Source organism: Variovorax sp. GW822-FHT04E09, assembly GCF_058800845.1.
Window position 1 is genome coordinate 826,885 of sequence record NZ_JBXAMR010000003.1, and the last position, 19,342, is coordinate 846,226.

Genomic DNA, 19,342 nt, shown 5'->3' on the forward strand with positions numbered 1-19,342 from the left:
GTCCTGAGATTGATCGCCAGAGAGGAATCGGAAAGACCTGCGCTCGTAAAATCGGCATGCACACATCAGGCGCGGATCGGAAAACTAGTTCACACGTCACATCGCGATCAAACCTCTTACGTTTGTCTGCTGTAACGAGATCTTCAATTCGCCCGGGTGCACCCATCTGCTCGTAGATATCAACGCCGCGTCGCCATGCTAGTGCTCATTCGCACATTGACTCTCTCGAGCAGTGGACTGCCAGCACCGGAGCCCGAAGCCGAACGCCGCAGACCTAACCGACGATAACCAAAGGCACGTCAATGCTCCCTTATCGGCGGCTGAGAACGCACCGCAAACGGTAGGAACATGCTGCACCCAGGCCGGCAGCTCGTCCCTGCGAGTGGCAGGTACGCAGCGACACCCGACATCCCTCGGCCTCGCGCGAATGGCTACTATCGGCCAAGACCAGTCATTGGCGATAGCAGCAGGACCCGCCCCAGAAGTAGTCTTATCAGAGAAGAAATCCGCATGAAAGACTCATACCGCAACTTGAAATTGGCCGAAGGTATCTTCAGCGTTGTTTATCTGATGACCTGTCTTGCGGATCGCGTACATGAGGACTTGGAATTCAACCTGAGCCTGTTGGCCAATGTCGTGTTTGCCGTTCAAGTCGCTACCGTTGCCGCCATCTTGGTATATCTGCCAAGCTTTCTAGCGTCGCTATTTCGTAGTCGATCCGATCGACAACCGGTGCGTGTCATGGTGGGAGTCTTCGGAATTTTGATAGTTTTCTCATCCACGACGGACTTCTTCAACCATATGCGTAACTCCATAGTTCGTTTCCTCGAACGAAAATTAGGTACGCTTCTTCTTATTGGCGCTCAACCTAACCATTCAGTCGAGCGGACCGCCTACGGCATCCGCTCACCTTTGCGTTAGGCCGCAAAACCGACTACCTGTGGCTCGTCACCCGAAAGCCCGCCCCCCCCATGAAGATTGAAGCGCTAGATCATTTGGTATTAACGGTTGCAAGCATCCCAAGGACACTTGACTTCTATCAGCGTGTCCTAGGCTTTGAAGCCAGAGAGTTCAAGGCCGGGCGATTCTCAGTGCACTTTGGACAACAAAAGATCAACCTGCACGAGTTGGGGACTGTTGTCGATCCGAATGTGAAGCACGCTACTCCAGGTTCTGCGGATCTATGCTTCTTGACCGTAACACCTATAGAACAGGTACTTGTGCACCTACAAAACGAAGGCGTTCCGGTCGTGCAAGGGCCAGTCCTAGCTACTGGCGCGCAACGCGCATTGGTTTCCGTCTACTTCTATGATCCCGACGAGAACCTGATCGAAGTAAGCAATGAGGTCTAGCCGTACTGAAACTGCGTGATTGCGGCCTAACCATTCGCTCAACCGGACCCATTGCGGCGTGCGGCCAAAGTCCCGCCATTTCATTCTGGGCCTTTAGCCACACGCCGCAACGGTCCGGTTAGCTCAAACGTTGAGCGACCGCTGTACGACCTTGAAATCGCTCAGCGATTTGGCCGCTCCGGGCCCGTTCACGACGGCGGCGCGACCGGCTACAGTCGGCCATAAGCCGCCGTTCGGCGCGGATGAGCGCGCGTCAGCGTGTTGGGCGCGTGCCCATGGCCGTGAGCACGCCCAACCCGATAAATGATGTTCCCGCGAGCCGGTTACCCCAGCGGCCGCCCCAAGCAGCTCGTCTCAGGCGCGGTGCGACGAGACTTGCCGTTAGCACGTAGATGACGTCGGTGCAGCAAGCGATACCAACGAAAACACCACCGAGCGCAACGGTCTGCATCAGCGGGTTGCCGTGAGCGTCCATGAACTGCGGCAGGAAGGCGGCGAAGAACAAGGTGGTCTTTGGATTCAGCAGCGCGACCATGAAGCCATCTCGAAAGACGCGTCGCAAGGGCTGCGCCAGCGCCTGCGGCGTTGCGTCGGCGACTGGCGGCGCCGTCTTCCACATTCGGATACCGAGATACACGAGGTAGGCTGCGCCGGCCCATTTCACCGCGGAGAAAGCAGCCGATGACACGGCGAACAAGGCGGCCAGCCCGAGCGCAGCTCCCAACGCATTGGAGAGATTGCCAAGCGCGACGCCCAGTACGGATGAAAGACCGCATGCGCGACCCTGCGCCAAAGTACGGGCCACGATGTAGACGACGGCGGGTCCGGGGGTGATAGCCAACACCAGGCTGGCACCAACAAAAGCCAGGAGCAAAGGCGTGTCGGGAAGCATATGAACTCCAAATATCAAGGTGGCAAGTATCGCTGCACCACCGCTATTTGCAAGAAGCCATCCTGCAGGATGCGTGCATTAAGGATGCCTTGCATCGCGTCTTGCAGGCGCGAGTTGCAAGGTCAGCTTCGGAGCCCTGGCAAGGTCGGCTATGGGCCCTTTGCAGAAGTTCGAGGCTCGCGAAAGCGGTCATCCGGCGTCAGCGGAAAAATGCCTGTGCAGCATCGCGCAGCGATGTGAAGTTTCGAACGGCGGTCTTGGTGCCTCGCTCTTGCTAATAAACCCGAAAACCATCAAGCGTTTCCACCAGATATTCCCCGTCGAAGGTTTTGGGCTAGCCTCGCTGTCTGCATCCGAATCACTGACGCGGACCCTGGTCGCGTATGTCGCGCAGGGGGCTCGAATATTCTTGCTGTGCAACGCACAGCGCATGTATCCCGGGGAAGTCGAGCCGCTCTAACAGGTCACTCAACAGAGCAACGAACGGAGCATTTTCGACTTCATCGGAGTGGCGTTCGATCCAGCACTCAACATCGGTGAGCCGACCATCAAGCGCCAAGCTGGCGAGCTCTTCCAAGGCTTGGTTGTCCAGTATGGCATTCCGAGGTAAGAGATGCCTCGGTAAGGTCACGCCAGCTTCTACCTCCTGCGGTGTAGCGGCGGACCAGGCTGAATCGGAAGCATTGACGATCGGCATGAAAAGCGTGAAAGAAAACGTAGTGCCTTGCCCGATGACGCTTGCGACGTTCAGAGATCCGCCCATGGCCGAGACAATGCGCTGAGCGATGAACAATCCCAAGCCTGCACTGCCGCTGGCAGCCTGGACCTGTTGGAATTGCCCGAAAATATCGACCTGCTGGCTCAGGTCAATTCCTATGCCTGTGTCGCTCACTTCGAAATGCGGATTGGTAGCGTTTGGGTGTCGCTGAGACTCAGATCAGTTCGGCATCCGCAGGCGGCGACTCGATCGGCGCGGTGCTCCATTGCAGCCGCAGGCTGTCGTCCAGGTGGCCGTCGCCGAGGATGGAAAGATCGTTGCCGAGCACAATGTTCTTGGCGGGCAGAGGGATCGTCGCGGCTGCGCCCGTGACCTCGAAATCCTGCGGACCATCCAAGAGGCCCAGCGCCGAAGCGAAGGTATCGGTGGAGCGGCAACCGTGCTCCACGAACGGCCCGGTGCTCGCGCCCATCGCCAGGCCCATGGCGCCAAGCTTCGATTCGGGGTCGATCCGCAGGTAGGTGAAGATCACACGGTCGCCGGCGCTGGGCTCTCGCATCAGCTTCACCTGCGAGGCGAAGCTGGCTTGTCCGCTCCAGGTGATCGTGCAGTCCGGCGGCACGTGGAAGGCGCCGCCTGCCGCCAGCTCCATGGTGGAGTCATAGGTGCCGATCGCATAGCGCACGGACCGCTTCACCTCCTCGCCACAGGTGTCGCGCACCGGCCCTACGTCGGCTCGCCAGCGCGTGCGTATCGGCCCGTCGACGGCGAGGCCCGGGTAGTTTTGCTTGAACCAGTGCGTGTCGATGCGGATGTTCCACTGGCTGACGGTGCGCCGGTTGCTGCGATCCGCACCCAGCTCCACCCACACCGGTCCGCGCGAGCCCGCGCCCACGCGCGGCAGGTCGCAGACGACGAGCTCATGCTCCCAGCGCACCACCTGGCGCTCCGATCCGTCGACGAAGACCTTGCCCTGCCTGCGACCGAAAGCGCCGATGAGGTTGAGCTGGTCGTTCAGTTCATCGACCTCGACATGGTGAATCGACGGCGAGAGAATGTGACTCACCGCGCTGCGCGGATTGGGCTTGGCGATGAAGTAGGCGCCGGTCTTGGTGCCGTTGCCGGTGTCGTGGTTGAGATTCTTGCGCTGCATATGGGCGATCACTTCTTCGCCCGTGAAGGCGCGTTGCTTCGGCGTGTGCGGCTTGAAGAGGTTGGCGCCCAGCATCCGGTCAACACAGTACTTCGGTATGTCAAAGGCGGCCGGCGGCGAGCAGATCTCCGTCCAGCCCAGGTAGAGGCCCGCGTTCTTACGGTGGCAGGCGACGAGAAAGTCGATCACCCGGTCGTTGTCGGCGCTGTTGGCGCTGTTGCAGGCGTTGATGACGACGACGCTGTCCTGCGCGAACTCCCAATAGGTGTCGACGAAGGCCGCGGTGATGCCGTAGCGCGTGTCCTTGAGCATGATCTCCTCGCCCTTGCTGTCCACGGTGGCGAGGCCGTTGTAGGCCGTGAAGTAGGTCAGCCGGAAGGCGGCGAGATCGGCCTGGAAATCGGGCTGTGCCTCCAGGGCGGGGTCGATCAGCGTGGACGACTGGATGGAGTACATCTGCGGTGAGCCCGTATCCTGATGGCGCGTGTGCTTCACGCCGCCATGGGTGTTGATGTAGAAGAAGCCGTCCCCTTTGATTTGGCGCAGGGTCGTAATGTGCGCGTCACCCTCGACGCCTGGTTGCAGCGCGTAGTCATGCGCGCTGAGCCAGCCGGACATTTCTGCGATAGCTGCCTGGCCGTCGAAAGGCGTAAAGAAGGAATGCATCAGACGTGCCTTGCGCTCGCCGGGCAGTTCCGGCGGCTTGGCGGCAGCCAACCCCGCCGCCTTTTGTGCTTGGCCCGTATCGGCGATCGCGGCGGTCGGCGTCGAAGTGCCGGTGGGCTTGAAGTTGTGCGACACCATGTGCACGCGGCCATCGGCGAAGGTGCCCCAGGCCGTCAGTGAGCGTTCGTCAAAGCCTGTCTCCACATAGTTCGGATCCTTCGCCATGATCCCCGTCAATTCGGTCAGGTAGGCGATCGGCTCGAGTTTGCGCGATTCGAGATCCAAGCATGCAGCTTCCACGGCCCGGATGCTGGCAAAGCGGCTTGCGGGCGCGAGCCCCCCGTCCGTCCGAGGGCCTTCTCCACCGCCTACCGCGAGCGGGCCGCTGCCCCCACCCCCTCCCCCTCCCCCTCCCCCTCCGCCGCAAGCGACAAGCAGCGAAGGAGCACCGAGCCACAGCGCGGCCGTGGATGCGCGACCGAGGAAATTCCGGCGACCACGGGAAGGAGCCAGGGAAGAGAGGGAGGCGGATATCGAAGGAAGAGGGCTTTTCTTGGTTGTCATCGTCAGGTGCAAAAAAGGCAATGCCGGCGCCCATTCCCAGGCGACGCGGCCAGCAACGGTTTGTTGCGGCCGCGACTGTAGGCAGCGCTGGCCGCACTGGGAATTGCGTTTTTTGTGATACCTTTTTTGGATGACCAGACCAGTCACCGTTCGCCAGATCCGCTACTTCCTCGCCGTTGCCGAGGAGCGCAACTTCAGGCGCGCCGCCGAGCGGCTGGCCATCACGCAGCCGCCCCTGTCGCGGCAGATCGCAGAGCTGGAGGCTGAACTGGGTCTGCAACTGCTCGAGCGCAATACGCACGGCGTGCGGCTGACCAGCGCCGGAGAGCTGGCCATGCACAGCTTCGCGGAGCTGATGCACAGTTTCGACGCGACGCTCGAGCATGTGGCCCAGTCCGCGAACAAGCTGCCGCGTCTTCGCCTGGGCGTTCTGAACTGGGTTCACTTGAACCGACTATCCGCAATGGAACGGAGCTTGGTGGAATCGGGGCATGCGAGCGGGATCGACGTACAAACGACAACGACGATTGCCGCAGCCTCGGCCCTTCGGCGCAACGAGCTGGATGCCGCCATCGTGCTCTGGCCGGCTTCGATGTACCGCCTGCGTGGCAACCTGGTCGATGAGGTCCCCCTCATGGCCTTCGTTCCTGCGACGTCGGATCTCGCGCGCCAGCGGCGCATTGCAGTGCGGGACCTGCAGTCCCTGCCGCCATTCTTCCGCTTCAGTCGCAGCGTGAACACACGCATGTACGACGAGTTCACGCGCGAGTACACGGCGCATGGCTTTCGGCCGAAGGCCGAGGCGCCAGCACCCGATCCGTTGCATGTCTTCGCCCAGATCGGCGCCGGCCGTGGCTGCACCTGCCTGCCTGCGCCCTTTGCGTTGCATCGCTACGCGGGCGTACAGCCCAGGCCGCTGCGGGAGCGGATCATGGTGCCGCTGGTGGTACTGACTGCGTCGCGCGTGACGCAGGAGTTGCACAACGCCCTGGTCAAGGGCGCGACGCGGATGCTCAGCGGGTGAACGGCATCGTTGTGGATGGCGCAAACGTCGAAGGTGCTGATGCTCCCCCGGGCCTTCTCGAAGGCATCATCCCTTCCGCGATCGACACGGCCGCCAACCTTGGACATCGGGGCGCGCGGCAGCGACGCGAGACGGAGCAGTTACTCATGGGTTCAGTCGAAGGCAGCATGGCTTGCAAGCAAATCCCCTCTGTTCATTGCCGGGCTACACCAAGGACGTCACGATATCGCGCACTGAGGGGACGCTGCCTGCAAGGCACCCGAGGCTGGCCCCACGCGCCATGGTGCAGATCGACAGCAGCGCCGCGAGCCCACCGCAAACTCTGTCAATGCGGTACTTCAGGGTTCATAAAGTCGACCAGTTGCCGCCACGCCCCGAACGGTCCTGCGATCGGGAACATCAAGCCGAGTGGCTCGAGCATGTAAAGCGGCCGTAGCTTCAACTCGCGCAGCAAACCGGCATCGAGGAGAGGCCGCACGAAGCTAAGCGGCAGGAACGACAGTAGGTTTTCTTGCTGCGAGAGCCACCACAACATGGCCGTTGAACGAGTGACGACCGGATAGGTGCGGATCGGGTGAGGCAGATTCGCGGTCAATTCGTCGAATCGCTCACGGGCGGCCGAACCCGTGGGGGCGAGTAGCCAGGTCTCGTCGGCGAGTTGCGGCCAGCCCAGGGAACGCTTGCGCGCCAGCGGATGGTCTGCGCGCGCCAAGACCGCGAAACGATCTTCGCGCACCGGCATGAACTGCCAGCCTTCCGGGATCACGGGAGGCCGTCGGCATGCCACGAGATCTGCCTCGCCACGTGCGATGGCCAGCAGTTGATCGTCCCCTTCGGCTTCCGAGAGGTGAACGGTGACATCCGGATGCCGTTGCGCGAAGCGAGGCAGCACGTTGAGCAGGAGCCCGTTCATCGCGCCGACCGAGGCGACGAGGCGGATGGCGCCGCCGATGCGTTGCCGTCGCGCGGTGACGACCTCGGCGCCGTCGGCGACGCCGATCAGCATGCGACGCGCAACGGGCAAGAGGTCTTCGCACGCCTGCGTGGGTCGCGCGCCGCGCGCATGCCGCTCGAAGAGCTGAACTTCCAGCAGCCGTTCCAGGTACGCGAGGCCCTGGGTCACCGACGACTGCGTCATGCCGATCGAGTCCGCCGCCCGCTGGAGGCTGCCCAGCTCTGCCACTTTCAAGAGGATCTGCACATGCCGAAACTTGCCGCGCGCGAGCAGGCGGTTGAAGAGGACGGACGCGTCATGGCTCAAGATATCGGAAAGTCTAATGGAAGAGCGTCATTTTTAATTTGTCGCCGATGGCTTGCTCAGGAATGATGGCAACTCCACAAACGGCGGGCAGCAAGCCACGCGACAGGAGACAAAACGTGAAAAAAAAATGGCCGCTGCTCGCGGTTGTCTGTTGCCTGCTCGGCGCCTTTTCGGCCCATGCGCAGGACGAGGTCTGGCCATCCAAGCCGATCCGAGTGATCGTGCCGACCCCGCCCGGCGGCGCCTACGACCGCACCATGCGACCGCTTGCGCAGGAGTTGGCGTCGTTGCTCAAACAACCGGTGGTGATCGACAACAAGCCTGGTGCCGGCAACATCATCGGCGCCCAGGCGGGCGCCGCGGCCCCACCCGACGGCTACACGCTCACGATGACGGGCATGGTGAACACGATCGCCCAAGGCATGTACGACAACGTGCCCTTCAACATCGTCAATGACTTCACCCACGTCGCAATGATCGGCGGCGGCGCGCAATGGCTGGTGGTCAACAGCCAGTCCGGCATCGAGTCCTTCGCCGATCTGATCGCCCGCGCCAGACGCGAGCCGGGCGCGATCAACTACGCGAGCTCGGGCGCCGGCAGCACCGGCCATCTGTTGATGGAACTGCTGCAGAAGGCGACACAAACCTCGTTCGTGCACATCCCCTACAAGGGCGGCGCGCCGGCGCTGATGGATGTGCTGGGAGGCCAGGTCGCTGTCACCGTGATTCCGCCGAGCGGGTCGATGCAGTACATCCAGAGCGGCAAGCTCAGGGTGCTGGCGGTGTCCAGCCCGAAGCGCAGCCCCGAGCTCCCTCAGGTTCCGACTTTCGAGGAGCTGGGCTACAAGCAGCTGACGGTGATCTCCTGGGTGGGCCTGTCGGCACCGAGGAAGACGCGGCCCGAAGTCGTGCGCAAGGTCAACGAAGCAGTGCGCGAAGCGATGACGAGGCCGGAGCTGCAAAAGAAGCTCGACGCCGAAGGCATCACGCCGATGACGATGACGCCCGACGAGTTCACGCGCGTCGTCAAGAGCGATACCGAGCGCTGGGGTGCACTCACACGCAGCCTGCAACTCAAGGCCAACTGAAACCCAAGCCCATCCCTCATGCCTTTTGTCACATCGAACAAACGCGACATCTACTACGAGCGCCACGGCGCCGGCCCGGCGATCCTGTTCCTGCACGGAGCCGGATCGAACGCCGCCACCTGGTGGCAGCAATTGCCGGCCTTCACGCCGCAGTACACCTGTCTCACGATGGACATCCGCTGCTTCGGTCGTTCGGTGGCGCCGCCGGAGGAGTTCTCGCTGGAGCTCTTTGTCGGCGATGCCTTGGCGGTACTGGCGCGCGAAGGCATCGAGCGTGCGACGGTCGTCGGCCAATCGCTTGGCGGGATGATCGGGCTGCGGCTCGCGCTGCGCCATCCCGAGCGCGTCGCCGCGTTCGTCGCTTGCGACACGTCGCTGGCCATCGACCACCCGACGCTGGTCGACAGCATCGAGCGGCGCTTTAAGACAGTTTCCGCGGTAAGCATCGAGCAGCGCTCGCTGGGCGCCTGGTTCTTGAAGGCGCAGCCCGCGCTTGCAGCGCTTTACGCGCAGATCAACCACTTCAACCCGAGCGCTCACAGTATTGAGCCCGAAGCCTGGCGCGAGGCCGTACTGCGTCTGAACCAGCCCGAGAACCTGCTTGCCGTCGCTGAGATCGACCAGCTGGCTTGCCCGACGATGTTTCTCGTTGGCGCCGAAGACCCGATTGTTCCGCCGGCGGTCATGCGCGAACTCGGCCAGCGCCTGCCAGGAAGCGAGGTCGTTGTCGTCGAGGAGGCCGCGCATTCTGCGTACTTCGAGAAGCCGCTGGAGTTCAATCAGACGGTGTTCGACTTCTTGAGACGACGCGCCGACTCCTAGGTCTGCTGTGCAGCGACTTCTGAATCTCGGAGCTTGCCTCCATGCAAAAGCGCGCTCACGACCCGGCCCACGCTGGCGAGCAGCTCGGAGCTCTTCTCTCGCCTGTGCTCGAAAGCTCCGATACATTCTGTTGCCTTGCGCTCCGCAACCGCCCCTTGAAGACGCTGCTGGGACGTCCTATTTTTCTCCCGTTCCAAGTTGGTCGTAGAGAAATGGAGGACAAAGCCATGGCCATGGACATGCTCAAACAACTTGCCGGCTCCCCCTTGCCGGCGACCTTCCGGACCCGGGCGGAGATCGACCAGATCAAGCTGCTGCGGGCCGCCGGCCTCGTGATCGCGCTGACGCCCGCGCCGTCGGATCCCCTCACCCTCTCGGGCAGCCCCGACGCCGCCCAGGTGCTCGCCATCACCGAAAAAGGCCGCGCCGAACTCGAACGCATCCACTACCCCGTGGCCGCACAGGGCCCGTGGCGCGGTGCCGCGTCGCGGTGGCGCGCGAAGCTGCCCCACGCAATCCGCACCCGCCTGATGTAGGGAGGCCGCCATGCGTTCGAAGACGTCCAGCCGCATCCCCTACCGGGGCTTCAATATCGCGATCCAGGTCGACCGCGCCGGCGACCAGATCTTCGGCCACGCGGACTTGTTCGCCGACGACGAGTTCAAGGCCCGGCTCGCCGTCGGCACCCAGGGCCGCCGCACCAAGGAAGTCCGCGACCGGCTGAGACGCCTCGCAAAATCCAAGGTCGACGTGTGGGCGATCACGGGGTCCGCGCGGAGCGCTGCCGCGCCCGGCGATGCACGGCCGAGTCCGGGGTGATGCGCGGGTGAGCTACGGCCGGCGCGCAGCGCTGCTTAATTGAACAACTGGATTCCTTTGATTGGCGGTCGGCGCCGACCGTCCGCTGTTACCAGCGAGCACTTCCAGGAGCTGCTCAAGGAACCAAGTATTTCCTGCAGTATGAGCCGTGCGGGCGACGTCTGGGGCAGCTCGGCCATGGAGAGCTTCTTCAGTTCACTGAAGACTAAGCGCACGGCCAGAAAGGTAACCGGGTCAGCGAGCAGGCTCGCGCCACCATGCCCGCTGTCGGGTCGGGGGCGGTCAGCAATCACGATGGAGCTGAACGGCGCCCGTCTGGACTGACGCTCCTTCGCGGGCGGCCGGCGAGCGCAAGCGCTGCACATTTGCCGCCCACGCGGGTTGACGCTCTCTTGAGGGCGCCCGCGGGCGCCCTCGCCTTACGACTCATCCGACCTCGACATTGATTCGCCGCGGCTTGGCATGCTCGGCCTTGGGGATACGCAGTTTCAACACGCCCTGCGCCAGCTCGGCGGACACCTTCTCGGTGTCCAGCTCCTTGCTGAGCGTGAAGACGCGGCGAAACCGGCCCAGGCCGACTTCGGTGTGGCTGATCTTCAGGTCATCCGGCACGCTCAGGCCCAACTCCGCCTCGATGGTCAAAGTTTCCGCTTCGACATGAAGATTCAGCTTGTCGCGCGACACGCCGGGCAGATCGGCGTAGAGCGTGATGCCCCCGGCGTCTTCCACCACGTCGACAGGCGGTGTGAGGGCCGCGCCCTGATAGCGTGGCGCCTGCCCACGATCCATGGGTTCCGGCGCGCTGGGCGATGCGGTCTGTACGTCATTGCTCATGATGTTCATCTCCTTGTTTCACAGAACAGCGATGCGCCGCGGCTGTGCCGAGGCCCGGCGGCGGACCGTGATGCGCAGTACGCCGTCGCGCAGCCGGGCCTCGACGGCCTCTGGATCGGCATCGTCCGGCAGCGTGAGGACGCGGCGAAACGGCCCCTCGAAGCGCTCGTTGATGTGCACGGCCGCCTTGGCCTGTGCATCGGGAAGCAGGCTCTTGCGCTCACCCGCGATGGTCATGAGACCACGCTCGAGGTTGATCTCCAGCGTGGCCGGGTCGACGCCGGGGGCGAACGCGAAGATCTCCAGCGCCTGCGGTGTGGCGCCCACGTTCAACGCGGGAAATCCGTTGCTGCCGTAACCGCGAATGGTGGGTGACAGATCGAACGCCTGCTGCATGTCCCGTTGCAGGCGATCCATCTCGGCCAGCATGTCGCGCGGGAAGAAAGATCGGTACATGGGAAACCTCCTGTCAAATCAATTGAACCTGAACAGAATCGAGCCGCCCCTCACTGGGGCAGGCCGTGCGTGCCCGTCGGCCGCGCAGCGCCATCGCTGTCCGCGCGGTGCCGTGCAAAGATCCTGGAGGGTCGCTGTCGCCAGCGCGCGGTGCGCGACTGCGGGTACGAGAATTTCGCCAACTCCTCGCGCCCCTTCTGCGTGATGGCCAGCACCTGGGCGGCCGAAGGGGAGCCAGACAGCGTGAGCGAGTTCGAGGGCGCGGGGATCAGGGCAACGACGAGCCCGGCGGCCCGAAGCACCCGCACCTGATCGATGTCCGCGGTGCGATAGAACGACACAGGCAAGCGAGAGCCGGCAATTTGCTTGAGCAAGTTCATGGCCATTGAATACCTCCTTTTCGGTTGACCAATTTCCGACGCAAGCGAACATAGGAGCCTCCGAAACGTTTTTCAAGAGGCGGTTTTCTACATCCGCGCGAGACGCGGGCCGACACGAAAAAAAGCCCGGCCGCACGCGACCGGGCTAAGGTTTACAGCAAGTCCGCGGTGGTGCCGCGGAGACAAAAATCTACCGCACCGCGCCGACGCAGGCATGTCAGACAACTTCTGATTCTTGAACGCCAGCGCAATGGCCGGGCCGACGCGCCAACGCCCCTGGGGGCGTCAATTCTGCGGGGCGCGTTCGGGCAACATCAGCGCGAACAACTCGCTGCGAAAGTGGATGCCGAGCCGGCCGAATGCACGGTTGCGGTAGGTCTTGACCGTGGGCAACGCCAGACCCATGTCCGCGGCGATGCCCTCCTGCGTCATGCCGCACAGCAGCCGCAGGCACACCTGGAGCTCCTGGGCGGTCAGCGCCGGGCACAGGCCCAGCAACCGGCCGCGCAGTTCGTCGGCAGCGGGCGCTCGCGCGAGGGCGATGTGCTTGCGCGTCAGCGCCATCAGCAGGCGCCCCACGGCGCCGAAGTCGGCCAGTTGGGCGTCGCTGAGCGCACGCTGATGGACGTGCCGGTAGAAATTGACGGCGAACAGCGCGTCGTCGCAGGCCGCTTCTTCCTCGACCACCGACACGCGCTCCACCACGCCGTGCGCGTCGTACACCTTGGCACGATGTTCGGGCGGCACCTCTCGCGCCGTGATGTGGCACACGCGCAGTTGCGGCGTGCTCGTTTCGCGCAAGGTGCGGTCGCTGCGGATCGGCCCCGACAGGTACGCCCGCCAACAGTCACGCGTGGTGTCCGGCATGCCCCGGCTGCCGCTCAGAAAGATGGCCGGCTGCGCACCGGTGCAGTAGACCGAAAACGACCCCACTGGCAGCGCCTGCGCCATGGCCTCGAGCAGGCGAGGGCCGAAGGTCGGCTCACCAAGCGCCGGCACAACCACCGGCAGGCATTGCGCCAGCGAGGCTTCGATGCCGTGAGCGGGCAGTTCGGGAATCCAGGTGCGCATTGGGCAATACGGGGAATCCTGTCATCTTCCGGGATGACAGCGCCGCGCGACCACCGGACTTACGCTAAGCCATGACCTTCCTGCTTCCGGATACCGACTCACTCGCCGCCCCCCACCTGGCACGGTTCGCCGACATCGGCGTCGACGTGGGCGAACCGCTCGTGCTGGGCGACGGCACCAAGGGGCTGCGCCGTGTCGTGCCGATCACGGGCGGCCATGCCAAGGGTGAGGGCTGGAGCGCACGGGTGCTGCCCGGCGGCGCCGACTTCCAGCGCCTGGCCAGCGACACGGTCTGCGAACTCGATGCCCGCTACGGCCTGGAAACGGAGGCCGGCGAGCGCATCTACGTGCGCAACCGCGCGCTGCGCACCGCGCAGGCGGACGTGATGGCGCGGCTGCTGCGCGGCGAGCCCGTCGATCCGGCGCAGGTCTATTTCCGGTGCGCGCCCTCCTTCGAGACGCGCAGTCCCTCGCTGCGCTGGATCACCGAGCGCCTGTTCGTCGGCGTTGGCGTGCGCCATCCCGCGCAGGTCGTGATGCGCTTCTTCGCACTGCAGTGACCCGACGGCTTCCGCGCTGCGCCCCCATTTCAACATCGACAGGAGACCTCCATGACAACCGCCTTGGCCGCGGGCGCACGGCGCCACGCCCTCATCGCCGTCATCATGCTGATCGGACTCGGGGGAATGCCCTGGGCCTCGCAAGCGCTCGCACAGGTGGGCCCGACCTACCCGAGTCGGCCGGTGCGCCTCGTGGTCGGTTTCCCGGCCGGCAGCGGTCCCGATATCGTCGCGCGCCTGCTGGCCCAGAAGCTGTCCGAAGGGTGGAGCAATCTCGGCGTCGTCGTCGACAACAAGCCGGGTGCGGCGGGACTCATCGCCGCCTCGGAAGTGGCCCGTGCGCAGCCCGACGGCTACACGCTCATGCTCGGCGAGACCGGCCAACTGGCCATCGCGTCCAGCAGCTACAGCAAGCTCCCCTACGACCCGAAGAAGGACTTCGTGCCCGTGAGCCAAGTGGTCACTTCCAACTTCATGCTGGTGGTGAACCCCGCCAAGGTGCCGGTACACGACGTGAGGCAGTTCGTGGCGTGGAGCCGAACGCAGAAGAGCCTCTTCATGGGCACGTTCGGCGCCGGCACCCCAGGCCACTTCGGTGCCTTCCTGTTCGGCGATGCCGTCGGCCTCAAGCCCGAACCCGTGCACTACAAGACCACCGGCGATGCGCTGGGCGGCTTGTTCGGGGCCGACGTGGCGGGCAGTTTCGCGAGCGTGGGCCTGGCGGCGGCCAATGTGAAGGCGGGCAAGCTGCTGGCACTGGCCTCCAGCGGTGACGCGCGCAGCGCCAGTCTGCCTGATGCGCCGACCTTCCGCGAGCAAGGCTACCCGCAACTGGCGTTCAACTCCTGGTTCGGCATCGTCGCGCCGGCGCGCACACCACCCGCGGTCGTGGCGCGGCTGGAGGCCGACATCCGCAAGGCGGTGCAGTCGGCAGAGGGCAAGGCCAGGCTGGAGGAGGCAGGCTTCGGCGTCACCGGCACCACGGCCCGGGAGTTCGCGCACATCATCGACGCCGACACGGTGAAGTGGGGCAAGGTGGTCGCGGCCACTGGCTTCAAGGCGGATTGAGCCACGAACGCGCGCGTTTCCCATGCACTGTGCTGGGGTAGCAGGACTCGCGGTGGCATCGGCTGCCTGCGGTTTCTGCATTAGTCGCACTGATTACCTGTAACAGGCTCGTTGAAACGGCCTCGGCAAGCACATGGCTGACGCGCCGGGCTCGACTGCACTGTAGATGGCAGGCGGCCAGTGCCGGTTCTTCGCGGCCGCGCCAGAAACCGGCGAGAAGAACTCGAATGCGATCCCCGAAGAGACTGGTTGACCCAGTCGCCAAACAGGCAGGGCAGCAGACCTCGGCATGTTGAAGAACAGCAGGTCTCTCTCGCCTCGTAGCAGCAAGGCGCTGCAAAAGCACTGGCCGGCATGCCGAGCGACCGTGATTATCGATCGCGCCCTCGTCAGAAGGCGCTCTTGACGATGCCGCCGTCGACGCGAAGAGCCGTACCCGTGGTCGCCGACGCGAGTGGACTTGCCACGTAGGCCACGAGCGAGGCAACCTCCTGCGGCGAAGCGAAGCGCTTGATTAGCGAGGTCGGGCGGATGTGGTTGAAGAACTCTGCCTCGACCTGCTCGAAGCTCTTGTCGCTCGAGCGCGCCATGCCTTCCACGAAGTCGCCGACGCCGCGCGATTTCGTTGGACCAGGAAGTACGCTGTTCACTGTGATGTTCGTGCCGGCGAGCGATTCCGCAAGACCGCGCGACACCGCGAGTTGCGCGGTCTTCGTCATGCCGTAGTGAATCATCTCGGTCGGAATCTGCACCGCGCTTTCGCTGGAGATGAAGATGATCCGGCCCCAGTTCGCGCGCTTCATCTCCGGCAGCACCAGGCGTGCGAGACGCACGCCGCTCAGCACGTTGATATCGAAGAAGCGCAGCCAGTCTTCATCGGGAATATCTTCGAAAGTTTTGGCCTCGAAGATGCCCAGGTTGTTCACGAGAATGCCGATGCCGGGATGGCGACGCACGGCTTCCTCGGCAGCGTCGGCCCGGCTGAGGTCCCCGGCATAACCGAGCACCGTGCCTTGCGTTTCCGAGCGGATGCGGTCCACCGCCTCGTCGACGGCCGCCCGCAATCTGCCGTTCACGATCACGTTTGCGCCCTCCTGGGCCAGTGTGTGCGCAATTGCGTAGCCGATGCCGGCGGTGCTTCCGCTCACCAGGGCGAGCTTTCCATCGAGTTGCAGGTCCATCTTGGTTCTCCTGGGTTGACTTGACGTTCATGCTCGCTGAGTTCGGCTGTGCGTGTCACCCGCGGGTGGCAAGTTCCTTCTCGCGCCCATGTCGCATTGATGTCGCGCCAGATTCCGCTAGCCCAGAAATTTAACCAATGCCGGAATGACCTGCTCTGGCGCTTCTTCCATCAACCAGTGACCGGAGCCTTTGACGATAGCGCCCTGCACGTCGGTGGCTACCATCTTTCCCTGTTCGATCAGAAAGGTTCCACCGGCCTTTTCACCGGAGAGCACCAGCATCGGCATGGGCAGTGGCGTTTTGCCCAGTTCGGCGAACTCGGCCGCATCCTGCTCGAAAGCCTTGAAATATTCAAACCCTGCACGCATGCCACCGGGTTGCGCGTAGGCCCTGGCGTAGAACTGGCGGTCGGCTTCGGGCACCGAGCGCTTGGGGTCGGCCGCAAAGTCGTTCCAGAAGTGCTCGAAATAGATGCGCTCGCGTCCTTTCACGAGCGCCAGCGGCGTCGCACCGTGAAAATGGAAATGCCACAGGTCGCGCAGGAGCCAGACGTTTTGCCATGCGCCGATGCCGGGCAGGAAAGCGTCCATGAGCACCACCTTGTCGGTCTCCGAAGGAAACTGCGCGGCATATGCGTAGGCCACCATCAGGCCGATGTCGTGGCCGACGATGCTGACGCTGCGAATGCCGAGCGAGCGCGCAAGCTCGTGAATGTCGACAGCCATGTTCTTCTTGCCATAGCCTGTCTCGGGCTTTGAGGAATCGCCGGCCCCCCGAAGATCGGGCACGACCACGGTGTGCGTCTTGGCCAAAAGCGGCATCAGCGGGTTCCACATGTGCCCGGTCTCGGCGTAGCCGTGCAGCAGCACGACGGCCGGCCCGCTGCCGCCGATGCGGTAGTTGATTCTGGTGCCGTTCACCTCCGCGCGGCCCGAGCGGAAGCCCGCCACCGCGTCGACGGCGGGTGCCGCGTGTGCGGCGCGGCCCATGGTCAGCGCGGCGCCGACGGCGACTGCGCCGCCAAGCAGGGCACGGCGGGTGGGAGTAGAGGGGGTGGCGGGGATGAAATCGATCTCGGTCATGTTGAACTTCCTTTCTTTTGGTTTCTGGGTGAGGTGAATTTATGATTCAGCTTCACTCCCAGAAAGAGCCCAAAAGTGGTTTACTCATTCAGCTTTTATGAATGATTGGAAGTGAGCCCATGGACCGATTGCGTGCGTACGAGGTGTTTGTCACCGTGGTGGCGCGGGGCAGTTTCTCGAAGGCAGCTGATGCGCTGGACACTTCGCCGGCCAACGTAACGCGCTACGTCAACGAGCTGGAAGCCCACCTGCGCACACGGCTCATGAACCGTACATCGCGCCGCCTTTCGCTCACCGAAGGCGGTGAAGCGCTATTTGACCGGGCGAAATCAATCCTCGAAGAAGTGGCGGAGACCGAGGCCCTGGCGACCACTGCGTCATTGCAGCCGCGGGGGCGCCTGCGCATCAACGCGCCGCTGAGCTTTGGCAGTCTCGTGCTGGCGCCGTTGTGGCCGAAGTTCATGGCGAAGTACCCCGACGTCGAGCTGGACATCGCGCTCATCGACCGCGTGGTCGACATCGTTGAAGAGGGCTACGACCTGGCCATCCGCATCTCGCGCACCACGTCGGGCAACCATATCGCGCGCCGCCTGGGCCGCTCGCAGAACCTGGTCTGTGCCTCGCCCGACTACCTTACGGCCCACGGCATGCCCGAGATGCCGGCGGACCTTTCGCGGCATCAGTGCCTGGGCTACACATACGGTGCAACCTCCGACGAGTGGCAGTTTGCCGGCCCCGGCGGAACACTGGAGTCCGTGCGCGTGCGCTGGGCCTTGCGCGCCAACAATGGCGAAACCGCCCGCGCCGCGGCGCTCGCGGGTGCCGGCGTCCTCTGGCAGCCGAGCTTCGTGATTGGCGAGGATGTGCGGGGCGGTCGACTGGTCGAGGTCATGCCTGGTTATCACATGCCGCCCGTCGACATCTTGGCAATCTATGCAAGCCGTCGACATCTCAGCGCGAAGGTGCGGGTGATGGTCGACTTTCTGGTCGATGCCCTTCAAGACTCGCCACTGGTGAAAGGCGGGGCGGCGGCGGGCAAGTGAGTCCGCGCCGATCTTGTGCTTGGAGCTGGCGCACTTGCGTTCGCTCCATAGACCGCAACTGTCGTTCCACTCCCCGCTCGAATACCAGAACAAGCCGGCCCAGCAGCCTTGCGGGCGCCTCCTTCGTGGAAGTCGCTACTTCCGGTTCGGGCCCGAAGCGACTGTACGGTCTGATCCGAAGCAGTCCTCCAGTTGTGAGCGCAGGGGTGAACGTCGAGAACAAGCCATCCCCGCTGCTTTCCGTTTCATGCACCTTCAGCCAAGGCGATAGCGTCGGCCCCCGCCGCGAAGCGCAGCCGCTCCGGACTGCAGCAACGCCGGATCGGACTGCCATCCAGTCAGACCCGGCAAGATTTACTCAAGCCTGCCCAGCGACGCAGATCACGCGCGAATGAATGCGAGCAAGTCGGCGTTGATGACTTCCGCGTTCACGGTGCACATGCCGTGCGAGAAGCCGGGATAGACCTTGAGCTCGCTGTTCTCGATCAGTTCGGCCTGCCGCAATGCGCCCGCCTTATAGGGAACGATCTGGTCGTCATCCCCCACCATGACCAGCGTCGGCACCTTGATGGCTTTCAAGTCTTCGGTCTGGTCGGTCTGCGAGAACGCCTTGATGCCTTCGTAATGGGCCTTGGCGCTGCCCATCATTCCCTGGCGCCACCAGTTCTGGATGACGCCCTGGGAAACACTCGCTCCGGGTCGGTTGTAGCCATAGAACGGCCCCGAAGGCACGTCGATGAAGAACTGCGCCCGGTTGTCGGCCAGCGCTTTGCGAAAACCATCGAACACCTCGACCGGGGTGCCGCCCGGATTGCTCTCCGTTTTCACCATGAGCGGCGGGACGGCACTGATCAGGACGGCCTTGGCGACGCGGCCCTGCGGCTGGCCATGCCTGGCGACATAGCGCGCCACCTGGCCACCGCCGGTCGAGTGACCGATATGGACGGCGTTCTTCAGGTCCAGATGCTCGACCACGGCGGAGGCATCCGCCGCGTAGTGGTCCATGTCGTGTCCATCGCTGACCTGCGACGAGCGACCATGCCCGCGGCGGTCGTGTGCGACGACGCGGTAGCCCTGGGCCAGGAAAAACAGCAGCTGTGCGTCCCAGTCGTCCGCACTCAGGGGCCAGCCGTGATGGAAGACAAGAGGCTGCGCACTCTTGGGCCCCCAGTCCTTGTAGAAGATCTGAACGCCATCCTCGGTCGTCACGTAAGCCATGGTCTTGACTCCTTGCTTTGCAGTTGCAGGTTGAGCGGGTCTTGAGTTGCGCCCCCTGTGAAGTCGGCAGCGATGCGCTGGGCGGCGGC

General features: G+C 63.7%; 21 protein-coding genes and 1 pseudogene. 11 read left to right on the forward strand and 11 right to left on the reverse strand.

Annotated features, from left to right (window positions below; genetic code table 11):
• The first annotated feature begins 510 nt into the window (after nucleotides 1–510).
• Together AC1RL8_RS16095 and AC1RL8_RS16100 are read left to right on the forward strand one after the other, a co-directional pair.
• Complete coding sequence (locus AC1RL8_RS16095) at nucleotides 511–921, forward strand: hypothetical protein (protein WP_139701806.1); 411 nt, start codon at nucleotides 511–513, stop codon at nucleotides 919–921.
• Nucleotides 922–971: 50 nt separating this feature from the next.
• Nucleotides 972–1,352, forward strand: coding sequence for a VOC family protein (locus tag AC1RL8_RS16100; protein ID WP_082818216.1), 381 nt, complete (start codon nucleotides 972–974; stop codon nucleotides 1,350–1,352).
• A gap of 253 nt (nucleotides 1,353–1,605) precedes the next feature.
• On the opposite strand, the gene AC1RL8_RS16105 is transcribed toward AC1RL8_RS16100, so the two are convergent.
• From AC1RL8_RS16105 to AC1RL8_RS16115, 3 genes are all read right to left on the reverse strand, one after another.
• Entirely contained in the window at nucleotides 1,606–2,244 is a 639-nt protein-coding gene (locus tag AC1RL8_RS16105; RefSeq protein WP_139701807.1) for a LysE family translocator, read from the reverse strand.
• A 358-nt stretch (nucleotides 2,245–2,602) separates the two neighbouring features.
• Nucleotides 2,603–3,136, reverse strand: a complete 534-nt coding sequence (locus tag AC1RL8_RS16110) for an ATP-binding protein (RefSeq protein ID WP_159270779.1) — start codon at nucleotides 3,134–3,136, stop codon at nucleotides 2,603–2,605.
• Nucleotides 3,137–3,176: 40 nt separating this feature from the next.
• A complete protein-coding gene (locus AC1RL8_RS16115) occupies nucleotides 3,177–5,066 on the reverse strand; it encodes a hypothetical protein (RefSeq protein ID WP_159270778.1) in 1,890 nt (629 codons plus the stop codon).
• A gap of 409 nt (nucleotides 5,067–5,475) precedes the next feature.
• On the opposite strand from AC1RL8_RS16115, the gene AC1RL8_RS16120 reads away from it, so the two are divergent.
• The gene (locus AC1RL8_RS16120) at nucleotides 5,476–6,369 is read left to right on the forward strand and encodes a LysR family transcriptional regulator (protein WP_492684775.1); all 894 of its coding nucleotides are present in this window, start codon (nucleotides 5,476–5,478) and stop codon (nucleotides 6,367–6,369) included.
• A 325-nt stretch (nucleotides 6,370–6,694) separates the two neighbouring features.
• Here the strand turns inward: AC1RL8_RS16120 and AC1RL8_RS16125 are convergent, their stop codons facing one another.
• Nucleotides 6,695–7,630: a LysR family transcriptional regulator gene (locus AC1RL8_RS16125; RefSeq protein ID WP_159277292.1), complete on the reverse strand. Its 936-nt coding sequence runs from the start codon at nucleotides 7,628–7,630 to the stop codon at nucleotides 6,695–6,697.
• A 65-nt stretch (nucleotides 7,631–7,695) separates the two neighbouring features.
• On the opposite strand from AC1RL8_RS16125, the gene AC1RL8_RS16130 reads away from it, so the two are divergent.
• The 5 genes and pseudogenes from AC1RL8_RS16130 to AC1RL8_RS16150 form a co-directional block, all read left to right on the forward strand.
• Nucleotides 7,696–8,718 carry a Bug family tripartite tricarboxylate transporter substrate binding protein gene (locus tag AC1RL8_RS16130; protein ID WP_493196563.1) on the forward strand — a complete coding sequence of 341 codons (1,023 nt, stop codon included), beginning with the start codon at nucleotides 7,696–7,698 and terminating at the stop codon, nucleotides 8,716–8,718.
• Between the two features lie 18 nt (nucleotides 8,719–8,736).
• Entirely contained in the window at nucleotides 8,737–9,540 is an 804-nt protein-coding gene (locus tag AC1RL8_RS16135) for an alpha/beta fold hydrolase (protein WP_070059271.1), read from the forward strand.
• A gap of 227 nt (nucleotides 9,541–9,767) precedes the next feature.
• Nucleotides 9,768–10,076 (forward strand): hypothetical protein, encoded by a 309-nt coding sequence (locus AC1RL8_RS16140; RefSeq protein ID WP_139701812.1) that lies wholly within the window; start codon nucleotides 9,768–9,770, stop codon nucleotides 10,074–10,076.
• Nucleotides 10,077–10,086: 10 nt separating this feature from the next.
• Complete coding sequence (locus AC1RL8_RS16145; protein ID WP_095744407.1) at nucleotides 10,087–10,359, forward strand: hypothetical protein; 273 nt, start codon at nucleotides 10,087–10,089, stop codon at nucleotides 10,357–10,359.
• 81 nt (nucleotides 10,360–10,440) lie between these two features.
• Nucleotides 10,441–10,587: pseudogene (locus AC1RL8_RS16150) on the forward strand (IS3 family transposase); the annotation flags it as partial.
• A 198-nt stretch (nucleotides 10,588–10,785) separates the two neighbouring features.
• On the opposite strand, the gene AC1RL8_RS16155 reads toward AC1RL8_RS16150, so the two are convergent.
• From AC1RL8_RS16155 to AC1RL8_RS16170, 4 genes are all read right to left on the reverse strand, one after another.
• A complete protein-coding gene (locus tag AC1RL8_RS16155) occupies nucleotides 10,786–11,148 on the reverse strand; it encodes an Hsp20/alpha crystallin family protein (protein WP_235944128.1) in 363 nt (120 codons plus the stop codon).
• A 63-nt stretch (nucleotides 11,149–11,211) separates the two neighbouring features.
• Nucleotides 11,212–11,649 (reverse strand): Hsp20/alpha crystallin family protein, encoded by a 438-nt coding sequence (locus tag AC1RL8_RS16160; protein ID WP_062472360.1) that lies wholly within the window; start codon nucleotides 11,647–11,649, stop codon nucleotides 11,212–11,214.
• A 50-nt stretch (nucleotides 11,650–11,699) separates the two neighbouring features.
• Entirely contained in the window at nucleotides 11,700–12,035 is a 336-nt protein-coding gene (locus tag AC1RL8_RS16165; RefSeq protein WP_062472362.1) for a hypothetical protein, read from the reverse strand.
• A gap of 279 nt (nucleotides 12,036–12,314) precedes the next feature.
• Nucleotides 12,315–13,100: a helix-turn-helix domain-containing protein gene (locus AC1RL8_RS16170; RefSeq protein WP_159270773.1), complete on the reverse strand. Its 786-nt coding sequence runs from the start codon at nucleotides 13,098–13,100 to the stop codon at nucleotides 12,315–12,317.
• A 71-nt stretch (nucleotides 13,101–13,171) separates the two neighbouring features.
• Between AC1RL8_RS16170 and AC1RL8_RS16175 the strand changes: the two genes are divergently transcribed.
• Both AC1RL8_RS16175 and AC1RL8_RS16180 read left to right on the forward strand, forming a co-directional pair.
• Nucleotides 13,172–13,660 carry a DUF3237 domain-containing protein gene (locus AC1RL8_RS16175; protein ID WP_159270772.1) on the forward strand — a complete coding sequence of 163 codons (489 nt, stop codon included), beginning with the start codon at nucleotides 13,172–13,174 and terminating at the stop codon, nucleotides 13,658–13,660.
• 51 nt (nucleotides 13,661–13,711) lie between these two features.
• Nucleotides 13,712–14,728: a Bug family tripartite tricarboxylate transporter substrate binding protein gene (locus tag AC1RL8_RS16180; RefSeq protein WP_492684777.1), complete on the forward strand. Its 1,017-nt coding sequence runs from the start codon at nucleotides 13,712–13,714 to the stop codon at nucleotides 14,726–14,728.
• Nucleotides 14,729–15,117: 389 nt separating this feature from the next.
• Here AC1RL8_RS16180 and AC1RL8_RS16185 read toward each other — a convergent pair whose 3' ends face one another.
• Both AC1RL8_RS16185 and AC1RL8_RS16190 read right to left on the reverse strand, forming a co-directional pair.
• Nucleotides 15,118–15,909, reverse strand: coding sequence for an SDR family NAD(P)-dependent oxidoreductase (locus AC1RL8_RS16185; RefSeq protein ID WP_159270770.1), 792 nt, complete (start codon nucleotides 15,907–15,909; stop codon nucleotides 15,118–15,120).
• A 117-nt stretch (nucleotides 15,910–16,026) separates the two neighbouring features.
• Nucleotides 16,027–16,992, reverse strand: a complete 966-nt coding sequence (locus tag AC1RL8_RS16190; protein WP_159270769.1) for an alpha/beta fold hydrolase — start codon at nucleotides 16,990–16,992, stop codon at nucleotides 16,027–16,029.
• A gap of 119 nt (nucleotides 16,993–17,111) precedes the next feature.
• Here AC1RL8_RS16190 and AC1RL8_RS16195 point away from each other — a divergent pair, with 119 nt between their 5' ends.
• Nucleotides 17,112–18,035 carry a LysR family transcriptional regulator gene (locus tag AC1RL8_RS16195; RefSeq protein WP_159270768.1) on the forward strand — a complete coding sequence of 308 codons (924 nt, stop codon included), beginning with the start codon at nucleotides 17,112–17,114 and terminating at the stop codon, nucleotides 18,033–18,035.
• Between the two features lie 381 nt (nucleotides 18,036–18,416).
• Here AC1RL8_RS16195 and AC1RL8_RS16200 read toward each other — a convergent pair whose 3' ends face one another.
• Entirely contained in the window at nucleotides 18,417–19,253 is an 837-nt protein-coding gene (locus AC1RL8_RS16200; RefSeq protein ID WP_159270767.1) for an alpha/beta fold hydrolase, read from the reverse strand.
• Between the last annotated feature and the right edge of the window lie 89 nt (nucleotides 19,254–19,342).